General features: G+C 70.3%; 12 protein-coding genes. 6 read left to right on the top strand and 6 right to left on the bottom strand.

Annotation, left to right across the window (positions count from 1 at the left end):
- Positions 1-147: 147 nt before the first annotated feature.
- The 3 genes from OG494_RS37820 to OG494_RS37810 all read left to right on the top strand — a co-directional run bounded on the left by OG494_RS37820 (position 148) and on the right by OG494_RS37810 (position 2,892).
- Positions 148-1,983 carry an acyl-CoA dehydrogenase gene (locus OG494_RS37820; protein WP_328446997.1) on the top strand — a complete coding sequence of 612 codons (1,836 nt, stop codon included), beginning with the start codon at positions 148-150 and terminating at the stop codon, positions 1,981-1,983.
- A gap of 193 nt (positions 1,984-2,176) precedes the next feature.
- The gene (locus OG494_RS37815) at positions 2,177-2,452 is read left to right on the top strand and encodes a GlsB/YeaQ/YmgE family stress response membrane protein (protein ID WP_328446995.1); all 276 of its coding nucleotides are present in this window, start codon (positions 2,177-2,179) and stop codon (positions 2,450-2,452) included.
- A gap of 146 nt (positions 2,453-2,598) precedes the next feature.
- On the top strand, positions 2,599-2,892 hold the full coding sequence (locus OG494_RS37810; RefSeq protein ID WP_328446993.1) for a GlsB/YeaQ/YmgE family stress response membrane protein: 294 nt from the start codon (positions 2,599-2,601) through the stop codon (positions 2,890-2,892).
- Here the strand turns inward: OG494_RS37810 and OG494_RS37805 are convergent.
- Complete coding sequence (locus OG494_RS37805) at positions 2,882-4,285, bottom strand: MFS transporter (protein WP_328446991.1); 1,404 nt, start codon at positions 4,283-4,285, stop codon at positions 2,882-2,884. The two genes, OG494_RS37810 and OG494_RS37805, sit on opposite strands and share 11 nt — an antisense overlap.
- Before the next feature lie 110 nt (positions 4,286-4,395).
- Here OG494_RS37805 and OG494_RS37800 point away from each other — a divergent pair, with 110 nt between their 5' ends.
- Both OG494_RS37800 and OG494_RS37795 read left to right on the top strand, forming a co-directional pair.
- Complete coding sequence (locus OG494_RS37800) at positions 4,396-5,244, top strand: helix-turn-helix transcriptional regulator (protein WP_328446989.1); 849 nt, start codon at positions 4,396-4,398, stop codon at positions 5,242-5,244.
- Positions 5,241-6,005: a leucine-rich repeat domain-containing protein gene (locus OG494_RS37795; RefSeq protein WP_328446987.1), complete on the top strand. Its 765-nt coding sequence runs from the start codon at positions 5,241-5,243 to the stop codon at positions 6,003-6,005. The genes OG494_RS37800 and OG494_RS37795 overlap by 4 nt, the downstream gene beginning before the upstream one ends.
- A 4-nt stretch (positions 6,006-6,009) precedes the next feature.
- Here the strand turns inward: OG494_RS37795 and OG494_RS37790 are convergent, their stop codons facing one another.
- The 3 genes from OG494_RS37790 to OG494_RS37780 form a co-directional block, all read right to left on the bottom strand.
- On the bottom strand, positions 6,010-8,091 hold the full coding sequence (locus tag OG494_RS37790) for a VanW family protein (protein WP_442874522.1): 2,082 nt from the start codon (positions 8,089-8,091) through the stop codon (positions 6,010-6,012).
- Positions 8,092-8,885: 794 nt separating this feature from the next.
- Positions 8,886-9,218 (bottom strand): GroES family chaperonin, encoded by a 333-nt coding sequence (locus OG494_RS37785; protein WP_328446985.1) that lies wholly within the window; start codon positions 9,216-9,218, stop codon positions 8,886-8,888.
- 1 nt (position 9,219) lies between these two features.
- Positions 9,220-11,037, bottom strand: coding sequence for an NHL domain-containing thioredoxin family protein (locus OG494_RS37780; protein ID WP_328459145.1), 1,818 nt, complete (start codon positions 11,035-11,037; stop codon positions 9,220-9,222).
- Between the two features lie 177 nt (positions 11,038-11,214).
- On the opposite strand from OG494_RS37780, the gene OG494_RS37775 reads away from it, so the two are divergent.
- The gene (locus OG494_RS37775) at positions 11,215-11,790 is read left to right on the top strand and encodes a hypothetical protein (RefSeq protein ID WP_328446983.1); all 576 of its coding nucleotides are present in this window, start codon (positions 11,215-11,217) and stop codon (positions 11,788-11,790) included.
- Here the strand turns inward: OG494_RS37775 and OG494_RS37770 are convergent.
- Both OG494_RS37770 and OG494_RS37765 read right to left on the bottom strand, forming a co-directional pair.
- On the bottom strand, positions 11,780-12,247 hold the full coding sequence (locus tag OG494_RS37770; RefSeq protein ID WP_328446982.1) for an SRPBCC family protein: 468 nt from the start codon (positions 12,245-12,247) through the stop codon (positions 11,780-11,782). The genes OG494_RS37775 and OG494_RS37770 overlap by 11 nt on opposite strands.
- Before the next feature lie 288 nt (positions 12,248-12,535).
- On the bottom strand, positions 12,536-14,851 hold the full coding sequence (locus OG494_RS37765) for an oxidoreductase (RefSeq protein ID WP_328446980.1): 2,316 nt from the start codon (positions 14,849-14,851) through the stop codon (positions 12,536-12,538).
- Positions 14,852-14,863: the final 12 nt, after the last annotated feature.

The following is a 14,863-nucleotide window of genomic DNA, read 5'->3' as shown; positions in this document are numbered from 1 at the left end:
TGGTCCAGGCCCACTTTCCGGTGGATTTCCGGTACCCGGAAGTGCGGATCTGCTTGCTCCAGTTACCCGCAGGTAATATCCTGAAGTTACCGGCGAGTAAGGCAAGTGTGTGCCCGGCCGGGGAGCCGAACACATTGGAGTGACGACATGGGCCACTACAAGAGCAACGTCCGAGACCTGGAGTTCAACCTCTTCGAGGTACTCGGCGTGCAGGAGCGCCTGGGCAAGGGTGTGCTCGCCGAGTCGGACGAGGAGACCGCGCGCGGGGTGCTGGCCGAGCTGAACAAGCTCGCGTCCGGCCCGCTGGCCGAGTCCTTCGCCGACGCCGACCGCAACCCGCCCGTGTACGACCCGAAGACCTTCAGCGTCAAGATCCCCGAGTCGTTCAAGAAGAGCTACAAGCAGCTCCTCGACGGCGAGTGGTGGCGCCTGGGCCTGACCGACGACCTCGGCGGCTTCGGCCTGCCCCCGACCGTCCAGTGGGCCGCGTCCGAGCTGATCCTCGGCGCCAACGCCCCGCTGTTCATGTACCTCGCGGGCCCCAACTTCGCGATGATCGTGAACAAGAACGGCACCGAAGAGCAGAAGCACTGGGCCCAGCTGATGATCGACCGCGCCTGGGGCGCCACGATGGTGCTGACCGAGCCGGACGCCGGCTCCGACGTCGGCGCGGGCCGCACCAAGGCCGTCCAGCAGGAGGACGGCTCCTGGCACATCGACGGCGTGAAGCGGTTCATCACCTCCGCCGAGCACGACATGAGCGAAAACATCATGCACCTCGTGCTGGCGCGCCCCGAGGGTCCCGGCATCGAGACCAAGGCCGGCACCAAGGGCCTGTCGCTGTTCCTCGTGCCGAAGTTCCACTTCGACTCGAAGACCGGTGAGCTGGGCGAGCGCAACGGCGCCTTCGTCACGAACGTCGAGCACAAGATGGGCATCAAGGCCTCGACGACGTGCGAGCTGACCTTCGGCCAGCACGGCACCCCGGCCAAGGGCTGGCTGCTCGGCGAGGTGCACGACGGCATCGCGCAGATGTTCCAGGTCATCGAGTACGCCCGGATGATGGTCGGCACCAAGGCCATCGCCACGCTGTCGACCGGTTACCTCAACGCGCTCGAGTACGCCAAGGAGCGCGTCCAGGGCGCCGACCTGCCGAACATGCTGAACAAGGCCGCGCCGCGCGTCACCATCACGCACCACCCGGACGTCCGCCGCTCGCTGATGCTGCAGAAGGCGTACGCGGAGGGCCTGCGCGCGGTGTACCTCTACACGGCGTCGTTCCAGGACCAGCTGTGGACCGGCGAAGGTGACCAGAAGGTCGCGCACGGCGTCAACGACCTGCTGCTGCCGATCGTCAAGGGTGTCGGCTCCGAGCGCGCCACCGAGCAGCTCGTGCAGTCGCTGCAGACCCTCGGTGGCTCCGGCTTCCTGCAGGATTACCCGATCGAGCAGTACATCCGCGACGCCAAGATCGACTCGCTGTACGAAGGCACCACGGCGATCCAGTCGCTGGACTTCTTCTTCCGCAAGATTGTCCGCGACAAGGGCGCGTCCCTGGGCTTCGTCGCCGGCGAGATCACAAAGTTCATCGAGTCCGAGGCGGGCAACGGCCGGCTCAAGAACGAGCGCGGGCTGCTCAAGCAGGCCCTCGAAGACACGCAGGGCATGCTGGGCTCGCTGATCGGCTACCTGACGGCGTCGCAGGAGGACCCGCAGAACATCAACAAGGTCGGCCAGCACACGGTCCGCCTGCTGATGTCGGTCGGCGACCTGCTCATCGGCTGGCAGCTGCTCAAGCACGCCGAGGTCGCCATCGCCAAGCTCGACGCGGGCGCGTCCGCCAAGGACGTCCCGTTCTACGAGGGCAAGATCGCCGTGGCGTCGTTCTTCTCGAAGAGCGTGCTGCCGGAGCTGACCGCTCGCCGCGCGATCGTCGAAGCCGCGGACAACGCGCTCATGGAGCTCGACGAAGCCGCGTTCTGAGCCACGTCCGAAGGGGCTCTTCCCGGCCGGGAAGGGCCCCTTCGCCGTGTCCGGCAGACGTCGTAACGATGCGGCGGCGGGGAGGGTAATTCCCGGTACACCGTGTTTCGCCGTCACCCACCCGGGGCATTCCGACGATCGAGCCGCGGAGCCCCGGAACACCGGGACCGCGGATCCCTTGAGAGGAGAAGCGATGACAATCGCCAGTGTTATCGGCGCCATCATCATCGGCCTGATCATCGGTGTGCTCGGGCGGCTGGTCGCCCCGGGCAAGCAGAGCATCCCGATCTGGCTGACCATCGTGATCGGTATCGTCGCCGCGTTCATCGGCACGGCCATCGCGCGCGGTATCGGCTACGCCGACACCAACGGCATCGACTGGCTGGAGATCCTCACCCAGGTCGTCCTCGCGGCCATCGGTGTGTCGATCGCCGCCGGCGCCTACGGCCGTCGCGGGGTATCGAGGTAACACCCACGATCCCGGCCCGGTCCGGTTCGCCGTCGGGGGCGAGCCGGACCGGGCCTTTTTGTGTCTCACTCCATCAGGGGTCCAGAGAGGCGGGCCGTCCGAATAGGTGTCACGGTTGCGCTTATTGGGCTATCGGAGGAGGCACTGTGCTCGGCGGACTTTGGGGCATCATCTCGACGATCATCGTGGGCCTGATCCTGGGCGTGCTCGGCAGGTTGTTCGCGCCCGGCGACCAGAAGATCCCGATCTGGCTGACGATCGTGGTCGGCATCGTGGCCGCATTCATCGGCAACTGGCTCGCCGGCGTGTTCGGCGTCCGGGACACGAACGGCATCGACTGGATCCGGCACATCTTCCAGATCGTCGCCGCCGTCGTCGGCGTCGTCGCGGCTTCGGCGATCTACGCGCGGATCAAGGGCGGCAGCCGCACTAACGCCTGACCGACGCGCGCGCCAGCACCACGGCGAACCCGGCGCCCCCGAGCAGCAGCACGGCGGCCCAGGTCATCGTCGTGGTGATGGCGTGCGCGGACGACGCCGTCGCGATCGTCAGGAAGACACTGCCGAACGTCGCGACGCCGATGACCTGACCCAGCTGCAACGTCGTGGTCAGCAGCCCGCTGGCGTCCGCCGCGCTCGCGACCGGGACGTGCGTGAGGGCCTGCGTCATCAGCGAGCCGAACGCCGGGCCCATCGACAGGCCGAAGAGCGTCAACGCCGTGAAGAACAACGCGCCGCCGTGGCCGCCATCGCGCAGGCTCAGCGCGAGCAGGCCGTACGCCACCGCCGAGCCGACGTAACCGATCGGCGTCAGCGCGGCGTGGATCCGCGCGGGCAGCCGGTTCCAGAAGAACCCGCACAGCCCGAAGACCACGCCACCGGGTGCCATCGTGAGGCCGGCCGTCAACGCCGTGTCACCCAATCCGGTCTGCAGGTGCAAGGCCAGGCAGAACAGGAACCCGCCGTAGGACGCGACCCCGGCGGCCAGTGCGGCCAGACCCGGGGCGACACCCCGGATCCGCAGCACGTCGAGGCGCACGAGCGGGTCGCGCACGCGGCGTTCCACCACCACGAACAGCACGGCCAGGAGAGCGCCGGCGGCCAGCGAGGCGAACGTCCAGGCGGGCCAGCCGGTTTCGTGCCCGAGCACCAGCGGCAGCACGAGGAACACCACCGCGGGCACCGCGATCACCAGCCCGGCCAGGTCGAGCCGACGGCCGTTCGGTGTTCCGCCGCCGGGCACCAGCTTCGCCGCCAGCACGGCGACGAGCACGCCGATCGGCACGTTCACCAGGAAGATCGGCCGCCAGCCGGCGCCGAACAGGTCCGCGCCGACAAGCACACCGCCGACCACCTGACCGGCGACGAACGCGACCGAGATGACCGCGGTGTACGCGCTCAGCGCCTTCGCCCGCGCGGGGCCGCTGAACTGCGCCTGGATGACGCTGATGACCTGCGGCATCATCAGCGCCGCGCCGGCGCCCTGCGCGATCCGGGCGACGACGAGGGTTTGCGCGTCCGGCGCCAGGCCGCAGAGGGCGGAGAAGAGGGTGAAGCCGACGACGCCGGTGACGAACAGCCGGCGTCGCCCGTACAGCTCGCCGAGCCGGGCGCCGGTGATCAGCAGCATCGCGTAACCCACGGTGTAACCGGAAACGACGAGCTGCAGCGCGGCGCCGGACGTGTGCAGGTCGGCGCGGATGTCGGTCATGGCGACGTTCACGACGGTGACGTCGAGCAGCGCCATGAACTGGCCGAGCAGCAGCACGCCGAGCATGAACCACGGCCGCGTCGAGCGGCCCGGGACGGCCGGGGCCGGGGTGGTGAGTGTCATGCCCCGACCCTGCGGCTTTTCCTTCGGGGACACCGAGAGCCCGGTGCTGCTGGTACCCCCGGTACCTGCTTGTTCCGGAAACTGTCGTACCCCTCGGGCACGATGCCCTCATGACCCAGACGCAGGTCCACGCGAGCCGCCGGGAGGAACTCGGCCGGTTCCTCAAGGCGTGCCGGGCGCGGATCGGCCCCGAGGAGGTCGGGCTCGCTCCCGGCCTGCGCCGTCGCACGAGCGGGTTGCGGCGGGAGGAGGTCGCGCTGCTCGCCGGGGTCGGCGTCACCTGGTACACGTGGCTGGAGCAGGGGCGGCCGATCAACGCGAGCGCGCAGGTCTTCGACGCGGTGGCGCGGACCCTGCGGCTGGACCACACCGAGCGGGAGCACCTTTACCGGCTCGCGGAGCTGACTCCTTCGCGGCTGCCGTCGGCGGTCGAGACGGTGCCGGACGCGGTGAGCGAGGTGCTGCGCGCGCTGGAACCGTTGCCGGCCGCGGTCGTCAACGGCCGGTTCGACGTCCTCGAGTCGAACGCGGCGCAGGAGGAGCTGTTCTGGGAGTGGCACAGCCTGCCGTGCCTGCACAAGAACCTGCTCTGGTGCTGCGTCACCGAGCCGAACGCGCGGGCGTTCCTGCTGAACTACGACGAGGAGGTGCCGCACATGGTCGCGCGGATGCGGGCCGAATACGGCCGGCACCTCGGCGACCCGTGCTGGGAGGAGGACATCCGGCGGCTGTCGGCGCTGAGCCCGGAGTTCGCCGAGCTGTGGGCGCGCAACGAGGTCGCCGAACCGCGGGCGCGGCTGCGGCGGTTCGACCACCCGCGAGCGGGGCGGCTGGACTTCCGGCTGACCGAGCTGGCGGTGTCGGAGGTGCCGGGCCTGCGGATCCAGGTGTCGACGCCGAAGGACGCCGCCACCTGGGCGTTGCTGCCCGCGACCCGGTTCCCCCGGGAGGGCTCGTGACGTGGCTGGACCTCAGCGGGCAGGAGCTGACTTCGGTGCCTTCCGTGCCGGACGACGTCACTCGGCTCGATCTGGATCGCAACCGGCTGACGTCGGTGCCCGACCTGGGGATCGAGCTGGAGCACTTGAGCCTGTACGCGAACGAGATCTCCGCCGTTCCGCCTTCCCTGTGGCGGTTGACCGGGTTGCAGGTGCTCAACCTGGCCACGAACCGGTTGACCGAGCTGCCACCGGGGATCTCCGCGCTGTCGTCCTTGCACACGCTCGACCTGGGCCACAACCGGTTCACTTCCTTGCCCGGTGAGCTGGGTGAGCTGGCGGGGCTCACCGAGTACCTGTACCTCAGCGACAACCGGCTCACGGAGTTCCCGTCGGCCTTGTGCCGCTTGGGAAAACTGCGGTACCTCGGGTGCACGGACAACCGGATCGGCGCGTTGCCCGACCTCTCCGGGTTCGCGTCGCTGCGCGAACTCCGGCTGTACCACAACGAACTGAGCGCGTTGCCGGAGTCGATCGGCGCGCTCGGTTCTCTGCGGGAGCTGCACCTGCGCGGCAACCGGCTGCGCGAGCTGCCGGCGTCGATCGGGTCGTTGAGCGAGCTGCGTCAGCTGGACCTGCGGGAGAACTCGCTGGTGACGCTGCCCGCGTCGGTCGCACAGCTGTCCAAACTGGACAAACTGGACCTGCGGTGGAACAAGCACTTCCGGGAGCCGTCGTGGCTGCGGGACTTCGAGGAGGCGGGTTGCATGGTCCTTCGCTGACAACTCAACACAGGATCGTCGGACGCGGCCCGTAGTTCGCGGTGTGCGACGACCGGCGGACCTCGGCGCCGCTCGCGACGTCGTAGAGCACGCGCGTGTCGGTGACGCTGAAGCCGGGTGTGCCGATCGACGGCTGGCACGGGGTGGTGCCCCCGAACTGAACCGGCGGCGGGTCGCCAGGAGTCTGCCCGCCGGTCGAGCCCTCGACGCGGTAGTGCCGGGTGCCCCAGATCCGGACCGTCACGGAGTCGCCGGAAACCACGGCCTGCAGGGCGATGCCGGTCGGCGCGTCGTCGGTCAGCTTGAGCTCGACCGGGCTGCCGTCGGCGTTGATCGCCTTGGCGTCGCGGCCGACGGGGTAGCGGTCGAGGTAGGTGTCGTGCTCGAGGTGACCGCCGTCGGCCAGGCCGGCGAGGTAACCCGCGTTGTACAACGTGGACGCCAGCTGCGAGACGCCACCACCGACGACGGTCGGCCCGGTGCCGTCTTCGTTGGCCGGCGCGGGCACGTAGCCGTTGTCCGCGGTGCGCGGACCGGAGCGGCCGCCGAGGCTGAACGTCTCGCCGGGCTTGACGATCGTGCCCGACACGCGGTCGGCCAGCGTGCGGTTGTTCGTCGCCGCCGGGCCGGTGAGCCCGCCGGTGGTGAACTCGCCGATGACCTCCGTGATGCCGAGCGCCCCCGCGGCTTCGGTGGTCACGCTGGGCTTCGACGCGTTGTAGGCGACGGGCAGATCGCGGCCGTCGGTCTTCTTGAGGACGTCGATCAGCGGCAGGAAGGTCTTCTCCCAGTTGATCTTCCGGGCGTCCTCGGACGGCTCGACGGCCGGCTGGTCGCCGGCGAAGACGATCTGCGCGTCCTTGCCGTCGGTCTCGGTGCTTGCCAGGCCGTCCTTGAGCGCGGCCTGCAGCTTGCCCTGGTCGATCCGCACTTCGACGGCACCGCCTTCGACGGGCGCGAACTGGAACGAGGAGGCGATCGCGTCCGGCTTGAGCGGCACGTCCTTGCCCTGGCCGTGCACCACGACCGGCTTCGCCACGGCGGGCACGACGATCTGCTGGTACGCGGCCTGCACCCCGGCCACGGTCGCCCGCACCGGCGTGACGGCCATCGGCAGCTTGACCCCGCCGGGGTCCAGCCAGTGCTCGGTGACGGCGTGGACGGCGCCGGCGAGGTCGGTCAGCTGCTGCCCCTGGCGCGGCAGGATCGGGTAGGGCGTGACACCGCCGTCGCTGCCCTGCAGCGGCATGAACCCGACGGCGCCTTCGGTGGCGGCGTGGTTCAGCTTGCCGTCGGCCAGTGCGCGAACGGCCTGGCTGGTCTGGTTCTCATCGGTCCGCGTCGCGACACCGACCTCGCGACTGCTGAAGAACGACATGATCCGCGTGATCGGACTGAGCGGCTGATGCCCGGCGAGCCCGAGCGTGTTCGGCCAGTCGAGCCCGAGCCCGGAACGCGACGGAACGAGTTCGGCCTGAACGTCCCCGCCGTGCACCACGACCGGCCGGGTAAGCCGCGGCTCGAGTTCCTTGCGCAGCTTGGCTTCCGCTTCGGCGTGCGTCATCCCCCCGACATCGATCCCGGCCACCGTCACCCCGCGCGGCACATCGCCGGCGCTGGCGAGGAGGTCGACGGCGTAGAGGATGACGAAGAGCCCGAGCGCGAGCCCGATGATCATCATGGTCCGCGCGACACCCTTGCGCAGCTTCTTCGCCGGAGTCTCCGGCACCGCTGGGGCGGCGGGGTTTTCGAGAAGCTCGCCGAGCAGATCTTCGGCGAAGAGATCGGTGGTGACCACGGCATCGTCGACAACCGTCGCACGGCCGGGCGCCGCCGCGATGGCAGCAGTCTCGGCCTCGGCAGCGGCACGCTCATCCGGCCACGGCCCGGCGCCCTCCGGTTCAGCCAGCGACCGCCCGGATTCGGCACTGTCGGTGACCAGCGCAGCTGGTTCCACGGCCACGGGTCCATCCGGCTGCGACACCGCCTCAGCCGCCGGCCGCAACGCCCCGAACGGCACCTCCGCTGCCTCGTCCGCCACAGGGCTGTCGAACCCGGTGGCCGACGGCGGCCCGGCCGACGGCACCGCAACGGTAGGCACTTCAGGCGACAACGCAGGATCGCCGGCGGTCAGCACCTCGGCACCGGCCGAGCCGATCGCCACAACAACCCCAGACCCGGCCGCAAACTTCACCGCACTCGCAGGTTCCTCCAGCAACGCCCCGGAGTCGGCAAGCGGCACCTCGGCACGGCCCGACCCGTTCGCAACGGCCGACTCGGATTCGGCAGCGAACCGCGCCTCAGCAGCAGCAGCCCCGTCCCAGGACGGCCCAGCCCCGGCGGCGGACGGCACCTCAGTTTCGTGCGACGCGGTCGCCTCAGCCGACTCGGATTCAGCAAACCGTTCCCGCAGTGGCAATGACCCGGCAGCAAGCGGTACCTCAGCGCCGGCTGATCCGGGCGCCTCCGCAAAGTCGGATTCGACGAGCGGCACCCTCGCCTGCGGCACCTCTGCATCAGCCGACTCGGTCACCCGAGCAGAGTCGGATTCGATGAGCGGCACGTCGGCCTGCCGTACCCCGGCATCAGCCGACCCGGTCACCTCAGCAAAGTCGGATTCGAGGGGTCGCACCTCCGCCTGCGGCACCTCGGCGCCGGCCGCTTTCACAACGTCGGATTCGACGAGCGGCACCCCCGCCTGCGGTACCCCGGCCGCGGGCCCTTCCGGCGAAGACCCGGGCTCGGCAGCAAGCGGCTCCGCGGCAGCCACACCGTTCGGCGAAGCGGGCGGCTTCGGCGGTTGTCCGGCCTTCGGCGCTTCGGGCGCGTCGGCGCGGTCGCGCACCTCGTCGTCTGCCACGCCCCTGCCCTTCGCGGGCCCTAGAGGTAGAGCCCGGTGCCGTGTTCGGTTCGCTCGGTCGCCACGGCGTGGATGTCGCGTTCGCGCATCACCAAATGCCCCTCGCCCTGGATCTCGACCTCGAGCTGGTCCTCCGGGTTGAAGAGCACGCGGTCGCCGATCTTGACGTTCCGCACACTGTTCCCGATGCCCAGTACATCACCCCAGGACAGCCGCCGCGCGACCTGCGCGGTGGCGGGGATCACGATGCCACCGCTGCTGCGCCGCTCGCCCTCTTCCGGCGACAGCCGCACGAGCACGCGGTCGTGCAGCATCTGGATTTCGAGTTTCGGCCCGGCTGACACGGTCCGCATCCTACTCGGCCTCGCGCGGTTCCCCGGCCATGACCAAGCTCAGCTCGCGCGCCCCGCCCGTGTCGAACCGCACCGGGACGCCCCAGTCCTGCCGGGTGATCCGGCAGGCGGGGTGCTCGCTGCCGTCGTCGCAGCTCGCCGCCTGCGCGACGACCTGCAGCACGCCCTCGGTCACCCCCGGGGCGAAGCGGATCTTGCGGGTCAGCTCGGTCCCGGCACCCACGCCGTCCGCCAGCAGTTCCGGCGGTGACGCGCTGATCTCCAGCCGTGTCGACGGGCCGAACCGGTCGTCCAGCTTCTCGCCGGGCGGCGCGGTGAAGACGACCGAAAAGTCGATCTCGCCGGGCGCGAGCACCGTCGGCGGGCGGCGCACGGCGTGCGCGTCGCCGCTCACCACCGACGGGTCGCCCAGCGGGACCGGGCCGATCCGGTTGCCCGCGGACTCGACGACCAGCAGCTGGCCGTCGGTCAGCAGGAGCCCCTGCGGCTCGGCGAGGCCGGTGGCGAGCGTCGTCACGTCGCGGGTGAAGAAGTCGAAGCGGCGGACGGCGCCGTTGTAGGTGTCGGCGATCGCGATCCGTTCGCCGGGCAGCACGGCGAGGCCGAGCGGGTGCTGGAGCAGCGCTTTGTCTGCCGGGCCGTCGGTGTGGCCGAAGGAGAAGAGGTCGATCCCGATCGCCGTCTGCACGGTGAACGAGTCGCCTGCCGGCTCGATCCAGCGCAGGGCGGACGTCTCGGCGTCGGCGAGCCACAGCTTGTCGCCGTCCGCGGCGAGGCCGGACGTCTGTGCGAAGAACGCTTCGCGGACGTCGCCGTCCTTAAGACCTTCGACGGTCGTCCCCGCGAAGCGGCGGATGCGTCCCGACACCGGGTCGAAGACGCTCAGCGTGTGGTTGCCGGCCATCGCGACGACGACCCCGCCGGCCGGGCCCCACCAGATGACGTCCCACGGGCTGGTCAGGTCGACCTCGACGCCCTTGCCCGCGTCCGGCCCGTTGCGCCACTGCGCGCCGGTGCCGGCGACCGTGGTCACCTCGCCGGTGATCAGGTCGAGGCCGCGCAGCCGGTGACCGGCCGTGTCGGCGACGACGGCGTGGTAACCGGCGCGCTCGGCGACGTCGTAGGGCAGCAGCGCGATGCCCGACGGCTCGGTGAACGTGGCGATGTCGAACGGTCCGTCCTGCCCGCCGCGCTCGCCGCTGCCGAAGCGGCGGATGACGGTCTCGCCGTCCGAAGCGAACTCGACGACGGAGTGGTGCCCGGTGTCGGCGACCAGGATGCGGCCTTCGGCGGTGGCGACGGCCTTGCTCGGGAACCGCAGCTCGCTCTGCTGCTCCTCGACCGGCACGTACGGGCTGCCGCCGCGGCGAAGCGTCCCCTTCGCTTCGTGCTTCTTCACGAGGTCGGCGACGACGCGGCGAAGCGCTTCTTCGTGCCCTTCACCGGCGGCGACGTGGACGACGTACCCCTCGGGGTCGACGATCACCAGTGTCGGCCACGCGCGGACCGCGTACTGCGACCACAGCTCCATTTTCGGGTCGTTGACCACCGGGTGGTGGACCTCGTACCGGCGCACCGCGGCCTCGATGGACGCGCGCTCGCCCTCGTGCAGGAACTTCGGCGAGTGGACGCCGATCGTGACCAGCACGTCCGCGAACTCGGCCTCGAGCGGGCGCAGCTCGTCGAGGACGTGGAGGCAGTTGACGCAGCCGCTGGTCCAGAAGTCCAGCAGCACGATGCGGCCGCGCAGTTCGGCCAGGGTGATCGGGCGGCCGCCGGTGTTCAGCCAGACGTCGCCGCGCAGCTCGGGAGCGCGCACGCGGGCCTGCGGTCGGGGAGATGTCACGGCAAGAGTGAACTACACGCGCTCACCCTCTGTTCCGGAGTCCAGCCGATGAGAGAACAAACTCACCCGCTCGGGGTCACCCCTGGCCGGCCGTCAAGACGGCAGAAAAGAACGCGCGGCGGGGTCGGGCGCCACTTACGCTCTTGAGTCATGACACCCGTCCAGCCGGCCGGCGCCCTCTCCCCGGAGGAGGCGCGGCACCTGCAGGAAAACCTCCGGGAACCGGTGCGTCCCGGGCTGAGCGAGGCCGAGCTCGACGACGTCGAGCGCCGGTTCGGCTTCCGCTTCGCCACGGATCACCGCACGTTCCTCGCCGCGGGCGTCCCGATCGGCGACCGCTGGCCCGACTGGCGCTGCGGTAACGCCGAGCAGCTGCGCAAACGTTTGGCATGGCCGGTCGACGGCGTGCTGTACGACGTCGAACACAACGGCTTCTGGCTGCCCGACTGGGGCACGCGCCCCGTCGGCCCCGAGGACGCGGTCCGCGAAGCGCGGCAACGCCTGGCCGGCGTCCCGCAGCTCGTGCCGGTGTGCGGCCACCGCTATCTGCCCGGTCTCGCCGGCACGTCCGGCAACCCGGTGCTGTCGGTGTACCAGACCGACATCATCGTTTACGGCTCCGACCTGCGGGACTACCTGCACCGCGAGTTCTCGACGGGCGGCATCAGCACGGCCCCGCCGGACGGCCCCCGCTACATACCGTTCTGGTCCCGCTTCATCGACTAGCTTCGACGGCTGTTTTGAGCCGCGCGAGGGTCGCGGCGATGTTCGCCGTGTTGGCCTCGCGCCGGTTCCAGACCCCGGTGACCGTCGACGTCGGCACCCGGAACCACGCCGGCCGCCGCTCCCACATGCTTTCGACGACGACACAGCCGTCACCGGCGGGTTCGAAGTCGTACTGCCACCGTGCGACGGGCAGCCCGACCGAGGTGACCTCGAAGCCGAACCGGCGTCCCGGATCGGCGTCGGTGATGGTGGACAGGGTGCTCCAGCGCCTGAGGCCGCGCCGGTTGCGCCCCCGGAATCGGGCGCCGACAACGGCCCCGCGCACACGGCCGACCCACCGATGCCCGGCGTACTCCTCGGCGACGTCGGCCAGCCTCGCCGGGTCACTGACCAGGGCGTATACGGCTTGCGGAGCCGCACCGACCTCGATCCGGCCGGTGGCGTCGGGTTCGCTCATGGTGACCTCCGCGTCGACGGTGACATACCGAGAGTATGTCACCGACCGCGGTCAGGTGAAGAGCCTGTGGATGGCGTCCGGGCGATGTGGACAACTCGGCCCCGAACCCGCCGATCGACCGAGTTCGTCAGAGGCCGCCGATAGACTGGACCTGGGGACGCCCCCCGGAGAGGGCGGGGGCTGGGTAGGGGTGGCTGAGGCCTCCGCCGAGGGTTGCTCGGGGTTTCTGGGGCGCTATCGGGCTCGCGCTAGAAAGGCCGATAGGCGGCTAGGAACCGCGAGACGGCGTCAGCTCTCGCGGCGCAGCATCCGGCTGACGCCCGCGGCCACCGTCGTCGCCAGGATCCAGCCTGACGCCGTGAAGCCCGCCGCGACCCAGTTGTCCGCTCCGTGCATGTACCAGCGGGACTTGTTGCCGAAGTCGACGATCGGGACCAGCAGGTCCGCTGTGTAGATCACCGGGTTCCACTGCAGGCCCGTGTCCTGCTGGTTCACCACGCAGCGCGGCCCGTTCGCGATGATCTGGTGGGCCTGATCCGTGGCGGGCCAGTTCACGCAGTCGTCCGAGCCCAGGCCGAACCACAGGCTGCCCAGCACCAGCAGCGTGAACAGCCAGCCCAGCGCGCGGACCGGGCGGTAGCCGTAGCCGACCATCGAGCGCTGCAGCCAGCTCCACAACCGGACTCCGGGGCCGAAGAACTTGAAGCCGCGGGCCAGCGCCTCGTAGCGGAACTGCTGTTTGCGCAGCGCCACCGTCGACGCGTGCTCCTCGTTGCCCGCCGCGCGGAGCATGTGCGCGAGCTGGTCGTACGGGCCGGGGCGGTAGCCGCGCATCGCGTTGCGCAGCAGCTCGATGCGGTGGTCGAGAGCCTTGTCGTCGTCGAGGGGGATGCCCTTCTTCAACGCGTCGTAGCGGAAGTCCTCCAGCTCGATGCCCTCGGTCGCGGCCCAGAACGCCTCGTTGTCCGTCAGCGTCCCGCAGTGGGCGCGGCGCAGCACCACGCGGCCGCCCGGAGGGCTGCTCGGCGTGAACGTGAACTCGTCCGCGGCGACGTCGCCCGCGTCCAGGGCGACGTTGAACGGCGGGAACGAGCCCAGCTGGGCGCCGCGGATGTCCACCCGCCGCGCGACCTGGGCGCCGTCCAGGTTGATGCCGCCTTCGGCGACGAACGCGCGGCTGTTGTCGTCGCGCAGCAGGAGGTCACGGCCGATCCGGCCGGTGCGGACGTCGAGAGAGAAACTGCTGGTCGCGCGGCGTCCGGGGTCCGTCAGCCGGGTGCCCGCGAGGTTGATGCTGCCGCCGACCTCGAGGCCCTGCAGACGCAGCGTGCCGTGGATGGTGGCGTCCGTGAGCTGGAAGTTGCCGGCAATCTTCGACCGTCGCGCCGAGAACACGTCCCGGCCGGGATGGCGGAACATCGAGTTCCAGGCGAGGAAGTTGCCGCCGACCGTGACGTCGGCCAGCCGCAGCTGCCCGGCGGGCACGCGCAGGCTCGTCGCCTCGATGTCGCCGCCGATTTCGGTGCCGTCCAGGTGCAGCGCGCGGTCGTAGTACGGCGCCGTCTTCCCGCGCACGACGCTGACCTCGGCGCCGGCCAGCCGCAGCGAGCCGCCGATCCGCGCGTTGACCATGCGCAACGTACCCAGCGCCTGCAGGCCGTCGGACAGCTCGAGGTTGCCGTCGACGCTCAGCCGGTCGGCGACCAGCGCCGGGCGCGGGTCGAGGTACGGGTCGTTCGACTTCCACGCGTCGACGGCGATCGGGCCCTGCTGGGACACCGTCAGCTTCGCCTCGCGCAGGATGATGTCGCTGTCCACCGTGGCGCTCGGCAGGTACATGATCCCGGTGGCGGAGAAGCGTTTCCGCTGGCTGGCCGGGCCGTAGTTATCGACTTCGCACAGCAGGCTGCCGCCGATGTGCAGGCCGTTGCCGTTGAGCGCGAAGCCGTCCGGGTTGTTCAGCGTGGCGCCGGAGAAGTTGACGTTACCGCCGGTCCGCAGGCCGGGGAGCCGCACTTCGCCGTTCGCGACCATCCGGTACGCCAGCAGCGCGCCGGTGAGCACCAGCCGGTCCGCCTGGATCGCCTTGCCGTGCGGGTGCGAGATCACCGTGCGGGTGAGCACCATCGAGCCTTCGATCACCGCGTCCGTCAGGTTGACGGCGGCGTTCGGCATGCCGCGCTCGCGGTCGTCGCCGCGCTGGACCGTGGTCTCCTCGATCTCGCGGTCGTCGCCGTCGACCTGCACGACGCAGCGGATCAGCCGGACGTCGTTGCGGCTGCGCATGTTGCGGGCCTTGAGCCCGGGCAGCCAGCACTTGCGGAAGACCAGGCCGAGCAGGTTCGCCTCGCGCACGTCCGGCGGCTGCTCGAAGCGGCAGCGCTCGAACCGGAACAGGTACTTCAGGTCCGCGGCCCGCAGGTCCAGCGTCCCGGTGATGTAGGCGTCCTCGACGTAGACGGTCGGCGCGTTCGTGGCCTGCCGGCGCCAGCGCAGGAGCCCGCCGTTGCCGGGTTTCAGCAGCTCGGAGGCCTTGACCTCGTAACGCTTGTCGGGGATACCCGCGAACGGGTCCAACGGCGGCAGCACGCCTTCGGTCGACATGGCGGATCTCCC

This window comes from Amycolatopsis sp. NBC_00438 (assembly GCF_036026695.1).
Lineage (GTDB): Bacteria > Actinomycetota > Actinomycetes > Mycobacteriales > Pseudonocardiaceae > Amycolatopsis.
The sequence above is the reverse complement of the archived record's forward strand: the minus strand, read 5'-3'. Positions and strand labels throughout refer to the sequence as shown.